Genomic DNA, 18,042 nt, shown 5'->3' on the forward strand with positions numbered 1-18,042 from the left:
TCCACGCCGCACCACGTGGATGCCCGGGCCTTCGCCGCGCCGAAGCGGCTTCGGCCGCGCAGGCGGGTCAAGCCCGGGCATGACGAGCAAAACAACTGGCGACGTCGCGCGCGGTAGCGGGCCGGTGCAATCACTCCTCAGGCCGCGGCTCGGGCTGCGTCTGCTGCAGCGGCAGGTCGGCGCGGCTCCAGCCGTCGGTCCCGTCGGGGTACCAGGCGATGTTGCGATAGCCGTAAGTCAGCGCGCGCCGCGCGGCATTCCACGACATCCAGCAATCTTCGAGGCAATAGAACACGAGCAGACGACCGAAATCGCCACCCGATGCATGGGCGAGGCCACGCTTGAGATAATCTTCGGTGGCGGCGGCAAGGATGCCGTAGCCGGTGTCGGGCAGCCAGATGCTGCCGGGAATGTCGAGCCGCGGCTGCTCGCGCCATACCGTCCCGGCCGGCAGGTTCTTCGGCTTGGGCGGCCGCGGCAGCACATCGACGAAGGCGGCCGATTTTGCGCGCCAGATCGCCTCGGTCTCCCGCGTCGACAGCACGCGTGCACCAGCGAGCGTCGTCGGCACCGGCGCGCGGTAGTTCTCGGTGCGATAGCTGTCCGGCTCCGGCACGAGATCATCGGCCCGCACCGCCACGGCGATCAGCAGCACGCCTGCCAATGCCGCAGCGGTGAGCCGACCGATCATGGCTTCGCCGCAGCCTCGGCGGTGATCAGATGATTGCTCTCGTCCAGCAGCGGCACCCCGAAGTCCAGCAGGATCTTGTTGATCTCACCCTGGTTCTCCTGGATCAGCTTGTTGAGCTGACGGCGCCAGTTCTGGTCCGCGCCACGGACGCCCATGGCGATGCGATAGATCAGCTTCGGCCCGCTGGTCTCTTTCACCAGCGGCGTGACGTGCAGTTGCGGGCTCGCCTGCTTGGCATAGTACCCGGCCATCGGCCCCCACAGCACCCCGGCATCGATCTCGCCGGATTTCAGATCATTGATCATCGCCTCCGCCGAGGAATCGACGCGGGTGTCGATCATCAGCGGATAGGGCTTTGCGGTCGGCATCAGGCCGGCCAGCGCCATGTTGGTCGCCGGCGGCGTGCCCGCCACGATGCCGATGTGCTTGCCCTTGAGCTTGGCGTCCTCCAGCGTCGCCACATCGGCGAGATCGGAGCCCGGCTTGGTCACGATCGCATAGGCCGTCCGGTAATAGGGGCTGGTGCTCTGCACCAGGTCGTCCCCTTGCGGAAAGCCCATGATCACGTCGCAGCGGTGCGAGCCGAGCGTCATGCGCACGAAGCCGGTGGCCTGCGGGAAGAATGTGTAGTCCACCTTCTTCTGCAGCTTGGCGGCAAAGAGCTCGGCCAGCTTGTTCTCGAAGCCGTCGCCCTTCTCGTTCGAGAACGGCAGGTTGCGCGGATCGGCGCAGACCCTGAGCACCTTGGGATCGACCAGCTCGATCGACAGGTCCAGGCCGTCGTTGCTCTGCGCGAAAGCGGCGGCCGGTCCGAGCAGAGTGAGCCCCGCGGCAACAGCCAGCGAGCAAGCAAGTTTGTGACGCTTCGTCATCCGTATTTCCATCCCTATCGAACGCATCGCGGTATTTTTGAAAATGCTAGGCCGCCGGCCGCGCGGGTGCAACAGTCGCCGTCATCGCGAAGAGTTGACCCAGTGCTGCGCCGCAGCGTCCATGGCCTGATGCACAGGTCCCACGCGAGCAAGGCAAGCCGATGGTGAGGCATCCGATCATTGCGATCATCGCCTGGTGTGCGCTGGCGCTCGGCGGCGCCGCTCTTGCCATGCCCCCGGAACTCGAGGTGAGCGAGATCGCGCCCGGCGTGTTCGTTCACATCGGCCAGACCGCGCTGATGAACGCGGCGAACGAAGGCGCCATCGCCAATGTCGGTTTCATCGTCGGCGGTGACGCGGTCGCAGTGATCGACACCGGCGGCAGCGTCCGCGAAGGCCGCGCGCTGCTGGCCGCGATCCGCGCCCGTACCGACAAGCCCGTGCGCTACGTCGTCAACACCCATGCTCATCCCGACCATCTGTTCGGCAATGCCGCCTTCGAGGCGGACGGCACCCGCTTCGTCGGCGCCAAGAACCTGCCCCGGGCGCTCGCCCTGCGCGGGCCGCACTACATCGAGGCGTTCCGGCGCCTGATGGGCGCCGAACTGATCGACGAGGTCCGCCTCGTCGCTCCGTCGATCCTCGTCGATGACGAGATGGCGCTCGACCTGGGCGGCCGCACCCTCACGCTGAAGGCCTGGAGCACCGCGCATAGCGACTGCGACCTGTCCGTCTATGATGACCGGAGCCGGACCTTGTTCGCCGGCGATCTCGTATTCCTGCGTCACATCCCAGTGATGGATGGCAGCCTGCGCGGCTGGATCGCCGACATGGCCGCACTCGCGGCCATTCCGGCCGAGCGCGTCGTCCCGGGCCATGGACCTGTCAGCCCCTGGCCACTGGCGCTCAGTGACGAGCGTCGCTACCTCGACACATTGGCCCACGACGTTCGCCGGCTGATCAAGGCGGGCAGGCCGATCGCCGACGCCGCTGGGGCCGCTGGATCGGAGCGCGGCAAATGGGAGCTGTTCGACGACTACAATGCCCGCAACGCAACTGCAGCATTCTCGGAAATGGAATGGGAATGAGGCGGGTGACGCGCTATGATCGTTAATCCACCAGACTGCCTTGGGAGGACTGCGCCATGATCGGGCTCCGCTTGCCGTCCACATTGCTTCTCGGGGTATGCCTCGCGTTTGCCTTCGCACCTGCGAAAGCCGCTGATGGTTATGATCCATGGCCGGGACTCGTCCAGGACATCTTCAACAACAAGGCGATGCAGGACGGCACCAATGTGCTGTCGATCGAGATGCCGACGCGCGCCGAGGATGCCTCGGTGGTCCCGGTCACCCTGCGTAGCAAGCTGTCGCCCGCCGACGAGCGCCGCATCAAGACCATCACGCTGGTGATCGACCAGAATCCTGCGCCGATGGCCGCCAAGTTCACGCTCGGCGCGGACGCCAATGTGACTGCGATCTCGACGCGGGTGCGCGTCAACAACTACACGGACGTGCATGCCGTGGCCGAGCTGACGGATGGTCAGCTCTATGTGGTCAAGACCTTCGTCAAGGCGTCCGGAGGCTGCTCGGCGCCGGCGGCGAAGAATCCGGACGAGGCCAAGGCGCGCATCGGCCAGATGCGCTATCGGCAGTTCACGCAAAGCAGCGACGGCGCCACGAGCGGCATCCGCGAAGCGCAGGTCATGATCGGGCATCCCAACAATTCCGGGCTCCAGATGGACCAGGTGACGCAGCTCTACATCCCGGCCTTCTTCATCGACCGGCTGACGCTGTCGCAGGATGGCAGCCTGGTGCTGTCGGTCGAAGGCGGCATCTCGATCTCGGAGGATCCCAATATCCGCTTCACCTACGTGTCGAACGGCGCCAAGCAATTCCATGCGGAAGCGAAGGATACGCAGGGCCACGTGTTCGAGCACGATTGGCCGGCCGACGGTTCAGGAACCTGATGCGGCAGAGCGGCAGCGCTTCAGAAGCATCTCACTTCGGCTTCGGCCTGCGCCCGGCGAAGATCGTTCAGCGCGTTGGCGGCCTGCTCGGACGTGCGGAACTGGGTGCCGAGATTGCTGTGCACCTGGGACATGCTGAGGACGGTCTCGGCCGTGACGTAGCGCTCATAGGGGATGATCGAGGCGATCACGTCGATCGAGCAGGAGCATTGCGCGATCGCCTCACGGGTCTCGCCATTCGCCTTCATGCAGCCGAACACATATTCGGCCCGCGCCGAGGTCGGATAGTCGTTGAGCTCCTCGGCACGAGCCGGCCCGGCGACCGCGATCATGGCAACGAGGGCGGCGACAATCGGTCCTACCGGAACAGCACTACGCATCACAGTCCTCCACGGCATCGCAGCCGAAGCTATGCTAAGGGAATGAGGCTGAAAAGAACACATCTCGAGGAATTGCAGACGGGCTCATGACGCAGATCGGTCGTTTGTTGATGGCGATTGTCGCCTGCGCCCTGCTGCCGGTCACGGCATGCTGCGCCGCCGAGACCGTCAAGGTTGCGGTGCAGAAGACCGGGACCTTCGCCTGGGAGCTGGGGGTGATCCGCGCCCACCAGCTCGACAAGCAGGCGGATATCGCGATCGATGCGGTCGAGCTGGCGAGCCCGGAGGCCGGCAAGATCGCGCTGCGTGCCGGCAACGCCGACATCATGGTATCGGATTGGCTCTGGGTGTCGCGCGAGCGTGCGCTCGGCGCCAAGCTGACCTTCTATCCCTATTCGAGCGCGCTCGGCGCCGTGATGGTGCCGGCGGCCTCGCCGATCAAGACGCTTGCCGATCTGAAGGGACGCAAGCTGGCGGTGGCCGGCGGCCCGCTCGACAAGAGCTGGTTGCTGCTGCAGGCCACGCTCAAGCGCGACGGCGTCGACCTGAAATCGCAGGCGACCATTACCTACGGCGCGCCGCCGCTGCTGGCCGCCAAGCTGGCCGACGGCGAGATGGATGCGGGCTTGAACTACTGGAATTTCTGCGCGGCGCTGGAGGCCAAGGGCTTCCGCCGGCTCGCCGGGGTCGAGGACCTGCTGCCGCCGTTCGGTGCCAAGGGCCGCACCGCGATGATCGGCTACGTCTTCGACGAGGACTGGGCCGCCAAGCACCGCGATCTCGTGGCACGCTTCCTGTCCGTCACGGCCAAGGCCAAGGAGATCCTGGCGACATCCGACGCCGACTGGCAGACGATCGCCCCGCTGACCGGCGCGCAGGACGACGCTACCTTGCGCGCCTATCGCGACCGCTATCGCGAGGGCATTCCGCGCCGGCCGATCGCCGAGGAAGAGGCCGACGCGCGCATCCTCTATGGCGTGCTCGCTTCGATCGGCGGCCGCGATCTGGTCGGCCCGTCTCCGGAGCTCAGTCCCGGCACCTATTACAGGGCGGATGCGAGGGATTAGTGCTGCGCTTGTTGTCCTTTGCGCTCCTGCTGGCCACGTGGTGGATTGCCGCGGCTGTCGCCGGCAGCGCCAAGCTGCCATTGCCATCGGCCGTGCTTGCGGTTGCGGTGGCGGAAGCGCGGTCCGGCGCGCTGTTTCTGCATCTCGGCGCCACGCTCGCCCGCGTCGCCCTCGCTTTCACGCTGTCGATGGCACTCGGCTCGGCGATCGGCTTTTTGATGGGGCGCAGCCAGCTCGCCAACCGCCTGGGCGATCCCTGGCTGATCCTGCTGCTCAATCTGCCCGCGCTGGTGGTGATCGTGCTCGCCTATATCTGGGCCGGTCTCACCGAGGTCGCAGCGATCGCGGCGATCGCGATCAACAAGCTGCCGACCGCCGTCGTCACCTTGCGCGAAGGCGCCCGCGCGCTCGATCCATCGCTCGACGAGATGGCCAAGGTGTTCGCCTTCCCGCGCGGACGCATCCTCCGCCATGTCCTGCTGCCGCAACTTGCGCCTTATATTGCGGCGGCCGCGCGCTCCGGCCTGTCATTGGTCTGGAAGATCGTGCTGGTCGCCGAGCTGCTCGGGAGGCCCAACGGCATCGGCTTCGAGATCGGCGTCGCCTTCCAGCTGTTCGACATTCCGCTGCTGCTCGCCTACTCGCTCAGCTTTGCCGCCGTGGTGCTGGTGATCGAGGCCGTCATCGTCCAGCCGTTCGAGCTGCGCGCATCGAGGTGGCGGCTCCGTGCGGCTTGAGGTCGATATCAGGTCCAAGAGCTACACCAGCGCCAATGGCAAGCGCCAGGAGGTGATTGCGGGCATTGCCTTTGCACTGCAGCGGGGCGAGGTCGGCGTCGTCGTCGGTCCCTCGGGCTGCGGCAAGAGCACGATGCTGCGGATCCTCGCCGGTCTGGACAACGACTATGAGGGCCACGTCGCACAACCCGCCGGCGCCCGGCTGGCGATGGTGTTCCAGGAGCCGCGGCTGCTGCCGTGGCGCTCCGTCGAGGACAATGTCCGGCTGGCAGCGCCCGGTGTCGCCGAGGACAGGCTGGCCGCCATCTTCGGCGTGCTCGAGCTCGAGGGACATCGCAGCCATTTCCCGGGTGAGCTGTCGCTTGGCCTCGCCCGCCGCGTCGCGCTGGCGCGGGCGTTTGCAGTGGAGCCGGACTTCCTGATTCTCGACGAGCCGCTGGCTTCGCTCGACGACGCGCTCGCCGCGCGGCTGCGCGAGGAGATCGCGACGCTCGTGGCCTCGCGCCCGATGATCACGCTGCTGGTCACGCACAGCATGGACGACGCGGCACGGCTCGGCGACCGGATCTTCCTGCTGTCCTCGCGCCCCGCCCGTCTGCTTCATTCAGTCCCGATCGACCTGCCGCGCGCGCAGCGCAACAACGACGCGGTCGCGGCAATCAAGGCCGATGTGGCGCGACTGGATTTTTCCGTGTCATAGTCACGGCAAAGGACATCGGACTCCAGGGAAAACGCCATGAGACGCGCATTCGCCGTGACGGCGATCATTCTGTTCGGCATCCCGCTCGCGACCGCCGCACAAAGCAAGGGCATCCGGCTCTGGAATCTGACCACCGCAACGATGACCGGCTTTCAGCTCTCTCCGGCCGGCCAGAACAACTGGGGACCGAATCAGACGCTGAACGACAAGGACAAGGAGCTCGATCACGACGAACGGCTGAAGCTGACCGGAGTCGAGCCTGGGCGCTACGACGCCAAGGTGAGCTATGCCGGCGAGCGCCAATGCGTCGTTCGCGACCTCGACATCACGGCCGACGCCGTGGTCTCGGTGGCGGACAAGGACCTCAAGGAATGCACGAAATAGGCGGCTGACACGCCTGCGGCAAAGCCGGCCTCAGGCCTTGTCGTTGCTGTGCGGATATTCGCAGCGCCATCGCACTGCAGTCCATTTCGGGTGCTCGCCGATCCACTGGGCGATGTAGGGCGGCGCCTTCATCGCGCATTGCTGCAGCGAGGCGCCGCCATCGGCGAAAACGAGATGCTGCTCCTCGCAGGTGGCCGGAGACAGGACTGCGCAGACGGTGATGACGAGATCGATGGAGCTCATGGCTCGTTGTCCTTCGATAAGCCTGAAACAGCTTATCTGAAACTACGACATCCGGCTGCATCAGTTTCTCCGCCCGCAACAAATTATGCAGCGGAACCGAGGCTGGAGCGACGATCCCTGGGCGAAGCCGCCCTGACGCTTGATCCGAACCGGCAGATCGGCTGCAATGGCATCGGTCGATCGACCTCAAAAAGAGCGAATGCGGAGGAAGCAGATGCCCAAGGTTCTCGTACTCTACAAGACCCCCAAGAGCGCCGAGGCGTTCGACAAACACTATATGAACGTCCATGTGCCGCTGGCGAAGAAGATTCCCGGTCTGAAGAGCTACGATATCAGCCGCGGCCCGGTGAATGGGCCGGGGGGGCCCACCAACCTCCACCTCGTCGCCACCCTGGTATTCGATTCGATGTCGGCACTGCAGGCAGGGATGAGCTCTGCCGAAGGCAAGGCGGCGGCGGGCGATCTGCCCAACTTCGCCGATGGCGGCGTCGATCTGTATATCTTCGACACGCAGGACGTCTGACCCTTAGACGGTCCTCAGGCCGTCACCAACGTTCGGCGGCGTGCCCGTCATATCCGATCGGCCGACAGGCCGGTCGCCGGGACGATCTCGCGGATCGTCCATCGAATGGATCCGCCAAGCCAGTCAGAAGCGAATGGCGCACCTCGTGGCTTGGCAGATCGCTACGCGTTACTTGCGCGCCGCACAGGCGTACATGTTGATTTCCATGCCAACCGGCACTTCGACGATCTTCGGTGTCTTCCAGGCCATTTCAAGCTCCCAAGTTCGACTATCATTGACTGGCGCATTGCTCGCGCCAAGGCCGAAGCTAGGATCGCGTTCGGAAGAACGCAAGGCTCGACCGTCGTCGGCGGATCCCTATGCAGATGTCGCGTAGTTGACCCGACAACGTTCCGCCGCAATCGCCGCCCGCCCGTCTCCGGCTGCTCGACGCAGGCATCATCCGCCGAGGACGAGCGCCCGCAGCATCCGCTCACGCACCGCCCGGCTGCACATAGCAGAACACATACCGATTGCGGCTCAGGAAAATGATGCCGTGCCCCGTCGGATTTCCCTTATCCCACTTCAGCTTGTGATCCGGGACCTCGATTTCCGTGCCGACATCGACATGCGGACGGCCACGCGGCTCATCGGGACGGTCGTCGGTGATGATCGCATAGGTCTTGCCGTCGCGAACATGGATCTCATCGGCAAAGTAGGCGTCGGCCTCGCCGCAGCACGATGCCGTCGGCACGTCAGGCTGCATCAGCGCCTCGTACCATTGGCGCAACGCCGGATCGACCGCTCCCCACTGACCGAGATCACGCGCACTCGCACTCACCCAAAGGCAACAAAGCATGCCGAGCCAAAGGATGGTTCGTCTCATCCGCCTACTCCTCTGTTATCCCGGCATGATGCAGTGAAGCAATGTTCGTGCCGCGATGCAGCATGACGGCGGTGCCATTTTGCCGATCCCGATCGGTGAGCGGCGCAACGGCTTGGCGCTATGCCCGAATCGAGCGAGGACGGCTTCTCGATACGCCGAGGGCGGTTGCCAGCTTTTCGTATTGACGGTTCCTGATTTCGAGCGGAGTGTTGTTCCCGCAGCGTCAGGATAGGCGCGCATAAAAATCTTGGAGGAAATGAATGAAGCGGATCGCGCTGGCCGCAGGCCTCGCCATTTTTGCATCACATGGTGCAAGCGCGCAGAGCGCCGATCAGTTGGTCAAGGGTGCAACTGATACGGCGAACGTTCTCAACTACGGCATGGGCTACAATCTGCAGCGGTTCAGTCCGCTCAACCAGATCAACAAGGACAACGCCAAGAACCTGGTTCCGGTCTGGAACTACAGTTTCGCCGATGACCGCAGCGAGGAGTCGCAGCCGCTGGTTTACCAGGGCGTGCTCTACGTCACGACCCACAATGCGACGATGGCCGTCGACGCCAAGACCGGCAAGCAGATCTGGAAAAGCAAGATCGACTATCCTGCCGAGACGCCGCGCGTGGTCTGCTGCGGCATCATCAATCGCGGCGCCGCGCTGTACGACGGCAAGCTGTTCCGCACGACGCTCGATGCCAACGTCATTGCGCTCGATGCCAAGACCGGCAAGGAGCTGTGGCGCCAGAAGGCTGCCGACATCAAGGAAGGCTACTCGATGACGGTGGCGCCGCTGGTCGCCGACGGCGTCGTGCTGACCGGCATCTCGGGCGCCGAGTTCGGTACACGCGGCTTCATCGATGGCTGGGACCCGGCGACCGGCAAGCATTTGTGGCGCACGCATACGGTGCCAACCCCGGATGAACCCGGCGGCGACACGTGGAAGGGCGACACCTGGAAGCTCGGCGGCGGCTCGACCTGGATCACAGGATCGTACGATCCCGAGCAGAACACCGTGTTCTGGGGCGTCGGCAATCCCGGACCGTTCAACGCGGCGGTGCGCCCGGGCGACAACCTCTACACCTGCTCGGTGCTCGCGCTCGATCCGAAGACCGGCAAGATGAAGTGGCACTTCCAGTTCTCGCCGAACAATCCGTTCGACTACGACGCGGTCGCGGAGATGGTGCTCGCCGACATGAACGTCGAGGGCAAGCAGACCAAGGTGCTCATGAACGCCAACCGCAATGGCTTCTTCTATGTGCTCGATCGCACCAATGGGAAGCTGCTCGCGGCCAACCCCTATGTGAAGGTGAACTGGGCCTCCAGCATCGACCTGAAGACGGGCAAGCCGGTCGAGACCGATGTCACGCGTGATGCGCGCGAGGGCAAGAAGGTCACGGTCTATCCGTCGATTCTCGGCGGCAAGAACTGGGAGCCGATGTCGTTCAATCCGCAAACCGGATTGGCCTACGCCAACACACTCGTATTCGGCGGCCACTACAAGACCGAGCCTGCGACCTACAAGGCCGGCGAGTGGTACCTAGGCATGGATCTGACGGACCTGTGGGATTGGCCGGAAGGGCCGCGCGGTCAGCTCAAGGCCATCGATCCGATGACCGGCAAGACCAAGTGGGAGCAGCCGAGCGACATCCCGCGCTTCTCCGGCGTGCTGTCCACGGCAGGCGGCGTGGTGTTTTCAGGCAAGCTGACCGGCGAGTTCGAGGCTTTCGACGCCGACAGTGGCAAGAAGCTGTGGCAGTTCCAGACCGGCTCCGGCATCGAGGGCCAGCCCGTCACCTGGCAGCAGGATGGCGTCCAGTATGTCGCTGTCACCTCCGGCTACGGCGGCGTCTACTCGCTGTTCTCCGGTGACGAGCGCCTCGCCAACGTTCCGGCAGGCGGCTCGTTGTGGGTCTTCGCGGTCAAGAATTGAGTGCGGATCGCCCGTGAGACAGAATACGTTCATGAAAGCGGCGGCGGCCTTCGCCGCCGTCGTGGCGACGTTGGCCGTCCTGTCGACGGCCGCCCTCGCCCAACAACAAGATGACAGCGCGGCACACAGCCAGGTGGACCTCGGCAAGACGACGTTCGCCCAGAAATGCTCGCATTGCCACGGGCCCAACATGGTGAACTCCGGGACTATAACGCCAGACCTGCGCCGGTTTCCCGATGATCAGCCTCGTTTCGTCACCACGGTGAAGCAGGGCAAGAACGGCCGTATGCCGCCCTGGGGCGACATTCTCAGCGATGACGAGATCACCGCACTGTGGGCCTACGTCTCGAGCCGGAGAGCGCAGTGATGCGTCATCTCTGCTGTTGGCTGGCTGCCTTGATAATGTCGGCAATGTCGTCGGCGGCCTTAGCCGCTGACGACGTGCTGCGCATCTGTCTCGACGAAAATCTTCCGCCGCTCTCGGTCCATCATCGCGGCAAGCCCGGCGGCGGCTTCGATGTCCTGCTGGGTCAGGCGATCGCCGACCGCCTTGGCAGGAAGCTCGAGATCCAGTGGTACGAAAGCAAATTGGACGAAGATTCCAGTCCGGCGCTGGAGGCGAATGCGCTGCTATCGGACGGACGCTGCTCGCTGCTCGGCAGCTACGCGTTCACCCAGGACGGACTGGTCGCGCCTGGCGTCAAGACGGCCAAGCTGCCGGACTTCGATGGCGCCACCCGCGACGACCGCCGCCGCCGTGTTGCCCTCGGCACGCTGACGCCGAGCAAGCCCTACATGTTTTCGACCCTGACCGTCGTTCTCGGACCTTCCGCGAAACAACGCCCGATTACCGACATCGGCGATCTGGCCGGGCTGCGGCTGGCAATCGAGAGCGGCACGTTGGCAGATGCAATCCTGATGACGTTCGACAAGGGGCGGCTGATCGACGACATCACGCATTTGATTCCGGCGCGGGATGATCTGCTCGGGGCGCTCGAACAGGGCAAGTTCGACGCGACCCTGCTCGATGGCAGACGTTTCGATGCGTATCGGGCCGCTCATCCCGACACCAAGCTGAGCGCGTCGGGGTACAGCTATCCGATCGGTGCAAATCGAGGTTATGTCGGGCTGGCCAGCTCTGCCGAGCTCATCGCATCGGTCGACAAGGCCTTGACGGAGCTCGAGGCCTCAGGGACTCTTGCGACTCTCGGCCGATCCGCCGGACTGACCTACCTTCCGCCGCGTCAGCCGGTGATTCTGGGCGACGCGTTCCAGAGGATCATCCGGAGCGGCACACGCTAGCGCGGCCGCTGCAGGAGCGCTCAGCGCGCCGCCGTCTTGTGAACCGACGACGGCACGACGCCGAAATATTTGCGGAAGACGCGGCTGAAGTGCGACGAGCTCGAAAAGCCCCACGAGAACGCGACATCGGTGATGGTCTTGCCGCTCTGCGTCTCCAGCTCCTGCCGGCAATGCTGAAGCCGAGCCCGCCAGATGTAGTCGCTGACCGTCATGCCGCGATCGCTGAACACCATGTGAAGGTAGCGCTTGGTGCACCCGAGCGCCGCCGAAATCTGATCGATGCAAAGATCTGGATCGCGCAGATGCTCGCGGATGAAGGCTTGAGCGCGGATATAGACCGCCTCGGGTCCCGCGCGGTCCAGCATGCGATCGGCTTCACGCAGCGGCAGGAGCAACAGATCGATCAGCGATTCGGCGACGCTGACCGCCGAGTTGGGCGACAGCCGGGTCGCCTCGTCGAACGCGGCATGGGTGACGTCATGCGCAATCCGGCCGGTCCCGCTCCGCGCCGACAGCTTGTAGGCGGGCATCTTTTCCGACCGGAAGCCGCGCTCCTGCAGTAGCTCCTTCGGCACGATCACGACGTCATGGCGGGTCAGCGCGGGGCTGATGATCGTGTGCGGTGACGAGACGTCATAGGCGAGGCAATCGCCCGGGCCGATCTCGATCTGGCGGCCATCCTGCTCGAAATAGGACGTTCCATAGGTCTGAAACAAGATCTTGATGTAAGGATGTGCCGCCTTTTGCGCACGCGCATAGGTATGCGCAATGCGATGCTGGCTGGCCTCGATCTGGCAGAGCTTCAGGCGCGACACCGTCGTGAAATTGATGCGCCCCTCGAATGAGGCCCCCTCCAGCGGATCGACATCGAAACGTCCGCACAGGTCGGTCAGTGCATCTGACCAACGCTGGATCTGGCTCTTCGGTGAGAATCCCGAAGTATTAAGCGAGCGGATCGTGTCGGACATGTTTCATCCACCGATTCATGATCGAAACGCAACGGGTCCGCCGCAGGACGGCGAACGAGACTGCAGCACGATTGCTCCCATTTTAAGGCCGCGGCTTTCGCGGCGCACTTCGTTCCATAACGCGCCCCGCGCGATCCTCCGCCTTCGTCTCTGTAAGGTCAAGGGAAACGTCAACCTTCGGTGGAACCATGGTGTCGCAAATTGATGCTGCGCAGCAAGAATGGCGCTCATGTTGCGGACCAGCAAAGCAAAATCTCCTTCAAAAACTTCTATTCGCTTCACTCTTGAGCAAGCTCTTTTCTCTTTTGGGCAAGTTTCCCGGTTGGGAAGTGGATATTCAATGATGCCGAAAACGAATACTGGGCCGCGTGCTGCGGAACCTCAGTTGAACCCGGGAGGAAAGACGATGCGAAGAGTGCTACTCGCAACATGTCTGACGTCAGTCGCGGCGCTCGCCGCGGGTGGCGCATGGGCCAGCGATGAGCTGGCCAAGATGTCGGCCAACCCGAAGGACTGGGTGATGCCGGCGGGAGACTACGCCAATACGCGTTACTCCAAGCTCAACCAGATCAACGCCCAGAACGTCGGCAAGCTGCAGGTCGCGTGGACCTTCTCCACCGGCGTGCTGCGCGGCCACGAAGGCGGACCGCTCATCATCGGCAACATGATGTATGTGCACACGCCGTTCCCGAACAAGGTCTATGCGCTCGATCTCGCGCAGGACAACAAGATCGTCTGGAAGTACGAGCCCAAGCAGGATCCGAACGTCATTCCGGTGATGTGCTGCGACACTGTCAACCGCGGCGTCGCCTATGGTGACGGCAAGATCTTCCTGCATCAGGCCGACGACAAGCTGGTGGCGATCGACGCCAAGACCGGCCAGCACGTCTGGACTGCCGTCAATGGCGATCCGACCAAGGGACAGACCGGAACCTCGGCTCCGCTCGTAGTGAAGGACAAGGTGCTGGTCGGCACGTCCGGCGGCGAGTTCGGCGTCCAGTGCAGCATGACCGCTTACGACATCAAGAGCGGCAAGCAGGTCTGGAAGGCATACTCCGAAGGTCCGGATGACCAGATCCTGTTCGACGCCAACACCACCGCGCTCGGCAAGCCGGTCGGCAAGGACTCGAGCTTGAAGACCTGGCAAGGCGATCAGTGGAAGACCGGCGGCGGCTGCACCTGGGGCTGGATTTCCTACGACCCGCAGCTCGACATGGTCTATTACGGGTCGGGCAATCCCTCGACCTGGAATCCGAAGCAGCGTCCCGGCGACAACAAGTGGTCGATGACGATCTTCGCCCGCCATGCCGACACCGGCGTCGCGAAGTGGGTCTATCAGATGACGCCCCACGACGAGTGGGACTATGACGGCGTCAACGAGATGATCCTGTCCGACCAGTCCATCAACGGCCAGCCGCGCAAGCTGCTCACGCACTTCGATCGTAACGGCCTCGGCTACACGCTCGACCGTGCCACAGGCGAGCTGCTGGTTGCCGAGAAGTACGACCCGAAGGTGAACTGGACCACCGGCGTCGACATGGACAAGAACTCTGCGACCTACGGCCGCCCGAAGGTCGTCGATCAATACTCGACCGACAAGCAGGGTGAGGACGTCAACACCAAGGGCATCTGCCCGGCGGCGCTGGGCACCAAGGACGAGCAGCCGGCAGCCTACTCGCCGGACACGCAGTTGTTCTACGTGCCGACCAACCATGTCTGCATGGACTACGAGCCCTTCAAGGTGAGCTACACCGCAGGTCAACCCTATGTCGGCGCGACCCTGTCGATGTATCCGCCGGCGGGTGACACCCATATGGGCAACTTCATCGCCTGGGACGGCAAGACCGGCAAGATCGCCTGGTCGAACAAGGAGCCGTTCTCGGTGTGGTCCGGTGCGCTCGCGACGGCCGGCGGCGTGGTGTTCTACGGAACGCTCGAAGGCTACCTCAAGGCGGTCGATGCCAAGACGGGCAAGGAGCTCTACAAGTTCAAGACCCCGTCCGGCATCATCGGCAACGTCACAACCTACGAGGCCAACGGCAAGCAGTACGTCGCCGTTCTCTCGGGTGTCGGTGGCTGGGCCGGCATTGGTCTCGCGGCGGGTCTGACCGATCCGACCGCCGGTCTCGGTGCCGTCGGCGGCTACGCCGCGCTGAGCAACTACACCGCTCTCGGCGGCGCGCTCACCGTGTTCTCGCTGCCGCAGTAAGCCAGGTACCTGCCTCCGGCGCATGGATCTCATCCATGCGCCGGTTCGCCTGTTCCAAAAAATTATGGGAAAACGCCCTTGCGTAGAATCTGGTTTGCGGTCGCCACGGCTCTGAGCCTGGCAACCGGCGGGATGACTGTCGCCGAAAATGCCTGGGCCGAAGGTCCCGGCGATGCCAAGGCCGTCAAATCCGAGGACGGGAAGTACTTCGATAAGGATGGCATTCCGACCTACAAGGTGGCAGCCGACGGAACGGTCGACTGGTACACCTACTCTGGGTACCGCCGCTATCATTCCGAATGTCACGTCTGCCATGGCCCCGACGGCATGGGATCGACTTACGCCCCGGCGCTCAAGGACTCGGTCAAGAACATGAGCTACGGCGACTTCATCGGGACCATCGCCAGCGGCCGCAAGAATGTCAGCACGTCCCAGGAGAACGTCATGCCGGCCTTCGGCGACAATCCGAACGTGGCCTGCTACATGGACGATCTCTACGTCTACCTGCGCGCCCGCGGCGATGATGCGGTGGGCCGCGTTCGCCCCGCCAAGCATGAGGACAAGCCGCCAGCCTATACGGAAGCGGAGAACTCCTGCATGGGCAAGAAATGACTGACGACGAGGACCGCGCCTGGACAGTTTCCCTGGACAGGGTCGCGGGCCTGACAGACTGAAACAGGAGTTTGAGACATGAAGACGCGCGCCGCGGTCGCTTTCGAAGCCAAGAAGCCGCTGGAGATCGTCGAGGTTGACCTCGAAGGGCCGAAGGCCGGCGAGGTGCTGGTCGAGATCAAGGCCACCGGCATCTGCCACACCGATGCCTATACGCTCGACGGTTTCGACAGCGAGGGCATCTTCCCCTCGATCCTCGGCCATGAGGGCGCCGGCATCGTGCGCGAAGTCGGCCCTGGCGTGACCTCGGTCAAGCCCGGCGACCACGTCATTCCGCTCTACACACCGGAATGCCGCCAGTGCAAGAGCTGCCTCAGCCGCAAGACCAATCTCTGCACCGCGATCCGCGCCACGCAGGGCAAGGGCCTGATGCCCGACGGCACGTCGCGCTTCAGCTACAAGGGCCAGGCCATCTATCACTACATGGGCTGCTCGACCTTCTCCAACTTCACCGTGCTGCCGGAGATCGCGGTCGCGAAGATTCGCGAGGACGCGCCCTTCGACAAGAGCTGCTATATCGGCTGCGGCGTCACCACCGGCGTCGGCGCGGTCGTCAACACGGCGAAGGTCACGCCCGGCGCGAACGTCGTGGTGTTCGGCCTCGGCGGCATCGGCCTCAACGTCATTCAGGGCGCCAGGATGGCGGGGGCCGACAAGATCATCGGCGTCGACCTCAATGACGGCAAGGAGGAATGGGGCCGCCGCTTCGGCATGACCCATTTCGTCAACCCCAAGAAGGTGACCGGCGACATCGTCCAGCACCTGGTCGCGCTCACCGACGGCGGTGCCGACTACACCTTCGACTGCACCGGCAATACCACGGTGATGCGCCAGGCGCTGGAAGCCTGCCATCGCGGCTGGGGCGAATCGATCATCATTGGTGTCGCCGAGGCCGGCAAGGAGATCGCGACCCGCCCGTTCCAGCTCGTCACCGGACGCGTCTGGAAGGGCACGGCGTTCGGCGGCGCGCGCGGGCGCACCGACGTTCCCAAGATCGTCGACTGGTACATGAACGGGAAGATCGAAATCGACCCGATGATCACCCACACGCTCAAGCTCGAAGACATCAACAAGGGCTTCGACCTGATGCATGAGGGCAAATCGATCCGTTCCGTCGTCGTGTTCTGACCCCAAGCACGCAAAACTGAGGAGGATTGCGCCATGACTGTCCACATCCATCCGTCCGTCGATAACGGCGTCAAACAGGGAAGCGGCCATTTCGCCGGCGGCACGCTGGTCTGCAAATGCCACGACCGGCCGGTCAAGGTCGGCATCAAGGGCGATGTCGCGCATAACCACGCGTGCGGCTGCACCAAATGCTGGAAGCCCTCCGGCGCGACCTTCTCGGTCGTTGCAGTGGTGCCGCGGCAGAACGTCACGGTGCTGGAGAACGGCGACAAGCTCAAGATCGTCGATCCCTCCGCCGTCATCCAGCGCTACGCCTGCACCGGCTGCGGCACGCATATGTATGGCCGCATCGAGAACACGGGCCACCCGTTCTACGGCCTCGACTTCATTCACCCCGAGCTGTTCCAGGAGCAGGGTTCGGCCGCGCCGGGCTTTGCGGCCTTCGTCTCCTCGGTGATCGAGTCGGGCGTGAAGCCGGAACAGATGGGCGAGATTCGGGCGCGATTGAAGGAGCTGGGGCTCGAGCCCTATGACTGCCTGTCGCCGGCCCTGATGGATGCGATTGCCACCCACGTGGCGAAAGCAAAGGCGGCCTGACGGCCGCAACGTAACCAAGCGTACAACTGAAGCGTTCCTTCCTGAAGACTTGGTGCCTCGCCTGCCCCACGCTGGCGAGGCATTCTTTTTTGCCGTCGTTATCGCCTGGTGGCCGCCATTGTCGTCGGCGCATCGTCCATTGTTCCGCGTTTGCATTGCAGTGGGCTGCACGCGCTGCGCTCGTCTGCTCTGACAACACACGCGCCTGTGTAGACCGATGTCTGTCCCGGTCTGCTATCATGGATCGTTTCCGACAACTCCCAATTGATCCGGCGCGTGTACTCAGGACATGTGGTCCCGCGCGCGTCCACCAACGATCAGAACCGGCGACCATTGGTCCGACAAAACGAGGGCGAGCATGATCAAGGTGAAAATCAACGGACAGGAGCAGAGCTGGGATGGCGATCCGAGCCTGCCGCTGCTGTGGTATCTGCGCGATGAGCTGGGCCTGACCGGCTCGAAATACGGTTGCGGCGCGGCGCTGTGCGGCGCCTGCACCGTGATGGTCGACAAGGAAGCCGCGCGCTCCTGCATCACGGCGATTTCCGATGTCGCGGGACGCGAGGTCACCACCATCGAAGGTCTGCATCCGACCGGGGATCATCCGGTGCAGAAGGCGTGGCGGCAGGTCAACGTGCCGCAGTGCGGCTTCTGCCAGGCCGGTCAGATCATGCAGGCGGCGGCGCTGCTCAACCAGAATCCCAAGCCGTCGCATGACCAGATCCGGGACGCGATGTCCGGCAACATCTGCCGCTGTGGCTGCTATCAGCGCATCGAGAATGCGGTCCATCTGGCCTCGACGGGGGTGTGATC

22 protein-coding genes are annotated in these 18,042 nt (G+C 63.9%); 15 read left to right on the forward strand and 7 right to left on the reverse strand.

The annotated features are described in order from the left end of the window. Positions 1–130 precede the first annotated feature (130 nt). On the reverse strand, positions 131–691 hold the full coding sequence (locus ACQR2C_RS01120) for a PQQ-dependent catabolism-associated CXXCW motif protein (protein WP_316217005.1): 561 nt from the start codon (positions 689–691) through the stop codon (positions 131–133). Continuing rightward, the gene (locus tag ACQR2C_RS01125; protein WP_434872643.1) at positions 688–1,563 is read right to left on the reverse strand and encodes a substrate-binding domain-containing protein; all 876 of its coding nucleotides are present in this window, start codon (positions 1,561–1,563) and stop codon (positions 688–690) included. Before ACQR2C_RS01125 ends, ACQR2C_RS01120 begins: the two co-directional genes overlap by 4 nt. A gap of 161 nt (positions 1,564–1,724) precedes the next feature. Between ACQR2C_RS01125 and ACQR2C_RS01130 the strand changes: the two genes are divergently transcribed. Both ACQR2C_RS01130 and ACQR2C_RS01135 read left to right on the forward strand, forming a co-directional pair. Then, on the forward strand, positions 1,725–2,651 hold the full coding sequence (locus ACQR2C_RS01130) for a quinoprotein relay system zinc metallohydrolase 2 (RefSeq protein WP_434880238.1): 927 nt from the start codon (positions 1,725–1,727) through the stop codon (positions 2,649–2,651). 56 nt (positions 2,652–2,707) lie between these two features. Continuing rightward, entirely contained in the window at positions 2,708–3,529 is an 822-nt protein-coding gene (locus tag ACQR2C_RS01135; RefSeq protein WP_315803717.1) for a quinoprotein dehydrogenase-associated SoxYZ-like carrier, read from the forward strand. A 20-nt stretch (positions 3,530–3,549) separates the two neighbouring features. On the opposite strand, the gene ACQR2C_RS01140 is transcribed toward ACQR2C_RS01135, so the two are convergent. Next, positions 3,550–3,909 (reverse strand): hypothetical protein, encoded by a 360-nt coding sequence (locus ACQR2C_RS01140; RefSeq protein ID WP_316179908.1) that lies wholly within the window; start codon positions 3,907–3,909, stop codon positions 3,550–3,552. Positions 3,910–3,995: 86 nt separating this feature from the next. On the opposite strand from ACQR2C_RS01140, the gene ACQR2C_RS01145 reads away from it, so the two are divergent. From ACQR2C_RS01145 to ACQR2C_RS01160, 4 genes are read left to right on the forward strand one after another with little or no spacing between them, the layout of a single operon-like run. After that, a complete protein-coding gene (locus ACQR2C_RS01145; RefSeq protein WP_316179907.1) occupies positions 3,996–4,976 on the forward strand; it encodes an ABC transporter substrate-binding protein in 981 nt (326 codons plus the stop codon). Continuing rightward, positions 4,976–5,713: an ABC transporter permease gene (locus ACQR2C_RS01150; RefSeq protein WP_315803720.1), complete on the forward strand. Its 738-nt coding sequence runs from the start codon at positions 4,976–4,978 to the stop codon at positions 5,711–5,713. The genes ACQR2C_RS01145 and ACQR2C_RS01150 overlap by 1 nt, the downstream gene beginning before the upstream one ends. Continuing rightward, complete coding sequence (locus ACQR2C_RS01155) at positions 5,703–6,413, forward strand: ABC transporter ATP-binding protein (protein ID WP_315803721.1); 711 nt, start codon at positions 5,703–5,705, stop codon at positions 6,411–6,413. Before ACQR2C_RS01150 ends, ACQR2C_RS01155 begins: the two co-directional genes overlap by 11 nt. A gap of 36 nt (positions 6,414–6,449) precedes the next feature. Continuing rightward, positions 6,450–6,797 carry a hypothetical protein gene (locus ACQR2C_RS01160; RefSeq protein WP_316179906.1) on the forward strand — a complete coding sequence of 116 codons (348 nt, stop codon included), beginning with the start codon at positions 6,450–6,452 and terminating at the stop codon, positions 6,795–6,797. A 30-nt stretch (positions 6,798–6,827) separates the two neighbouring features. On the opposite strand, the gene ACQR2C_RS01165 is transcribed toward ACQR2C_RS01160, so the two are convergent. Next, positions 6,828–7,040: a hypothetical protein gene (locus ACQR2C_RS01165; RefSeq protein WP_315713207.1), complete on the reverse strand. Its 213-nt coding sequence runs from the start codon at positions 7,038–7,040 to the stop codon at positions 6,828–6,830. A gap of 214 nt (positions 7,041–7,254) precedes the next feature. Here ACQR2C_RS01165 and ACQR2C_RS01170 point away from each other — a divergent pair, with 214 nt between their 5' ends. After that, positions 7,255–7,563, forward strand: coding sequence for an EthD family reductase (locus tag ACQR2C_RS01170; RefSeq protein ID WP_315803723.1), 309 nt, complete (start codon positions 7,255–7,257; stop codon positions 7,561–7,563). A 168-nt stretch (positions 7,564–7,731) separates the two neighbouring features. Here the strand turns inward: ACQR2C_RS01170 and pqqA are convergent, their stop codons facing one another. Next, on the reverse strand, positions 7,732–7,812 hold the full coding sequence (pqqA, locus tag ACQR2C_RS01175; protein WP_009031067.1) for a pyrroloquinoline quinone precursor peptide PqqA: 81 nt from the start codon (positions 7,810–7,812) through the stop codon (positions 7,732–7,734). Between the two features lie 223 nt (positions 7,813–8,035). Next, positions 8,036–8,428 (reverse strand): hypothetical protein, encoded by a 393-nt coding sequence (locus ACQR2C_RS01180; RefSeq protein WP_315803724.1) that lies wholly within the window; start codon positions 8,426–8,428, stop codon positions 8,036–8,038. A gap of 260 nt (positions 8,429–8,688) precedes the next feature. Between ACQR2C_RS01180 and ACQR2C_RS01185 the strand changes: the two genes are divergently transcribed. Genes ACQR2C_RS01185 through ACQR2C_RS01195 form a run of 3 tightly spaced genes read left to right on the forward strand, consistent with a single transcriptional unit; the run spans position 8,689 to position 11,655 of the window. Beyond that, positions 8,689–10,353, forward strand: a complete 1,665-nt coding sequence (locus ACQR2C_RS01185) for a methanol/ethanol family PQQ-dependent dehydrogenase (RefSeq protein WP_315803725.1) — start codon at positions 8,689–8,691, stop codon at positions 10,351–10,353. A gap of 31 nt (positions 10,354–10,384) precedes the next feature. Next, complete coding sequence (locus ACQR2C_RS01190) at positions 10,385–10,720, forward strand: c-type cytochrome (protein WP_315803726.1); 336 nt, start codon at positions 10,385–10,387, stop codon at positions 10,718–10,720. Then, positions 10,720–11,655, forward strand: a complete 936-nt coding sequence (locus ACQR2C_RS01195) for a substrate-binding periplasmic protein (protein ID WP_316239544.1) — start codon at positions 10,720–10,722, stop codon at positions 11,653–11,655. Before ACQR2C_RS01190 ends, ACQR2C_RS01195 begins: the two co-directional genes overlap by 1 nt. A 20-nt stretch (positions 11,656–11,675) precedes the next feature. Here the strand turns inward: ACQR2C_RS01195 and ACQR2C_RS01200 are convergent, their stop codons facing one another. Beyond that, entirely contained in the window at positions 11,676–12,623 is a 948-nt protein-coding gene (locus ACQR2C_RS01200) for a helix-turn-helix domain-containing protein (RefSeq protein WP_315803728.1), read from the reverse strand. A gap of 406 nt (positions 12,624–13,029) precedes the next feature. On the opposite strand from ACQR2C_RS01200, the gene xoxF5 reads away from it, so the two are divergent. The 5 genes from xoxF5 (at position 13,030) to ACQR2C_RS01225 (ending at position 18,040) form a co-directional block, all read left to right on the forward strand. After that, positions 13,030–14,832 carry a lanthanide-dependent methanol dehydrogenase XoxF5 gene (xoxF5, locus tag ACQR2C_RS01205; protein ID WP_316217013.1) on the forward strand — a complete coding sequence of 601 codons (1,803 nt, stop codon included), beginning with the start codon at positions 13,030–13,032 and terminating at the stop codon, positions 14,830–14,832. 132 nt (positions 14,833–14,964) lie between these two features. Then, complete coding sequence (locus tag ACQR2C_RS01210) at positions 14,965–15,444, forward strand: c-type cytochrome, methanol metabolism-related (RefSeq protein WP_316179903.1); 480 nt, start codon at positions 14,965–14,967, stop codon at positions 15,442–15,444. A 78-nt stretch (positions 15,445–15,522) separates the two neighbouring features. Then, positions 15,523–16,632: an S-(hydroxymethyl)glutathione dehydrogenase/class III alcohol dehydrogenase gene (locus ACQR2C_RS01215; RefSeq protein ID WP_316217014.1), complete on the forward strand. Its 1,110-nt coding sequence runs from the start codon at positions 15,523–15,525 to the stop codon at positions 16,630–16,632. A gap of 33 nt (positions 16,633–16,665) precedes the next feature. Beyond that, on the forward strand, positions 16,666–17,229 hold the full coding sequence (gene gfa / locus ACQR2C_RS01220; RefSeq protein WP_315713222.1) for an S-(hydroxymethyl)glutathione synthase: 564 nt from the start codon (positions 16,666–16,668) through the stop codon (positions 17,227–17,229). A 358-nt stretch (positions 17,230–17,587) separates the two neighbouring features. Next, a complete protein-coding gene (locus ACQR2C_RS01225) occupies positions 17,588–18,040 on the forward strand; it encodes a (2Fe-2S)-binding protein (protein ID WP_316179901.1) in 453 nt (150 codons plus the stop codon). Positions 18,041–18,042 lie beyond the last annotated feature (2 nt).

The organism is Bradyrhizobium sp. HKCCYLRH3061, from assembly GCF_051168015.1.
In the GTDB taxonomy this organism is placed as follows: Bacteria; Pseudomonadota; Alphaproteobacteria; order Rhizobiales; family Xanthobacteraceae; genus Bradyrhizobium.

What these genes read in the sequence shown, in the direction of transcription:
- ACQR2C_RS01120 (WP_316217005.1), bottom strand. Translation starts at nt 691, where the DNA reads ATGATCGGTCGGCTCACCGCTGCGGCATTGGCAGGCGTGCTGCTGATC.
- ACQR2C_RS01125 (WP_434872643.1), bottom strand. Translation starts at nt 1,563, where the DNA reads ATGACGAAGCGTCACAAACTTGCTTGCTCGCTGGCTGTTGCCGCGGGG.
- ACQR2C_RS01130 (WP_434880238.1), top strand. Translation starts at nt 1,725, where the DNA reads ATGGTGAGGCATCCGATCATTGCGATCATCGCCTGGTGTGCGCTGGCG.
- ACQR2C_RS01135 (WP_315803717.1), top strand. Translation starts at nt 2,708, where the DNA reads ATGATCGGGCTCCGCTTGCCGTCCACATTGCTTCTCGGGGTATGCCTC.
- ACQR2C_RS01140 (WP_316179908.1), bottom strand. Translation starts at nt 3,909, where the DNA reads ATGCGTAGTGCTGTTCCGGTAGGACCGATTGTCGCCGCCCTCGTTGCC.
- ACQR2C_RS01145 (WP_316179907.1), top strand. Translation starts at nt 3,996, where the DNA reads ATGACGCAGATCGGTCGTTTGTTGATGGCGATTGTCGCCTGCGCCCTG.
- ACQR2C_RS01160 (WP_316179906.1), top strand. Translation starts at nt 6,450, where the DNA reads ATGAGACGCGCATTCGCCGTGACGGCGATCATTCTGTTCGGCATCCCG.
- ACQR2C_RS01165 (WP_315713207.1), bottom strand. Translation starts at nt 7,040, where the DNA reads ATGAGCTCCATCGATCTCGTCATCACCGTCTGCGCAGTCCTGTCTCCG.
- ACQR2C_RS01170 (WP_315803723.1), top strand. Translation starts at nt 7,255, where the DNA reads ATGCCCAAGGTTCTCGTACTCTACAAGACCCCCAAGAGCGCCGAGGCG.
- pqqA (WP_009031067.1), bottom strand. Translation starts at nt 7,812, where the DNA reads ATGGCCTGGAAGACACCGAAGATCGTCGAAGTGCCGGTTGGCATGGAA.
- ACQR2C_RS01180 (WP_315803724.1), bottom strand. Translation starts at nt 8,428, where the DNA reads ATGAGACGAACCATCCTTTGGCTCGGCATGCTTTGTTGCCTTTGGGTG.
- ACQR2C_RS01185 (WP_315803725.1), top strand. Translation starts at nt 8,689, where the DNA reads ATGAAGCGGATCGCGCTGGCCGCAGGCCTCGCCATTTTTGCATCACAT.
- ACQR2C_RS01190 (WP_315803726.1), top strand. Translation starts at nt 10,385, where the DNA reads ATGAAAGCGGCGGCGGCCTTCGCCGCCGTCGTGGCGACGTTGGCCGTC.
- ACQR2C_RS01195 (WP_316239544.1), top strand. Translation starts at nt 10,720, where the DNA reads ATGCGTCATCTCTGCTGTTGGCTGGCTGCCTTGATAATGTCGGCAATG.
- ACQR2C_RS01200 (WP_315803728.1), bottom strand. Translation starts at nt 12,623, where the DNA reads ATGTCCGACACGATCCGCTCGCTTAATACTTCGGGATTCTCACCGAAG.
- xoxF5 (WP_316217013.1), top strand. Translation starts at nt 13,030, where the DNA reads ATGCGAAGAGTGCTACTCGCAACATGTCTGACGTCAGTCGCGGCGCTC.
- ACQR2C_RS01210 (WP_316179903.1), top strand. Translation starts at nt 14,965, where the DNA reads ATGACTGTCGCCGAAAATGCCTGGGCCGAAGGTCCCGGCGATGCCAAG.
- ACQR2C_RS01215 (WP_316217014.1), top strand. Translation starts at nt 15,523, where the DNA reads ATGAAGACGCGCGCCGCGGTCGCTTTCGAAGCCAAGAAGCCGCTGGAG.
- gfa (WP_315713222.1), top strand. Translation starts at nt 16,666, where the DNA reads ATGACTGTCCACATCCATCCGTCCGTCGATAACGGCGTCAAACAGGGA.
- ACQR2C_RS01225 (WP_316179901.1), top strand. Translation starts at nt 17,588, where the DNA reads ATGATCAAGGTGAAAATCAACGGACAGGAGCAGAGCTGGGATGGCGAT.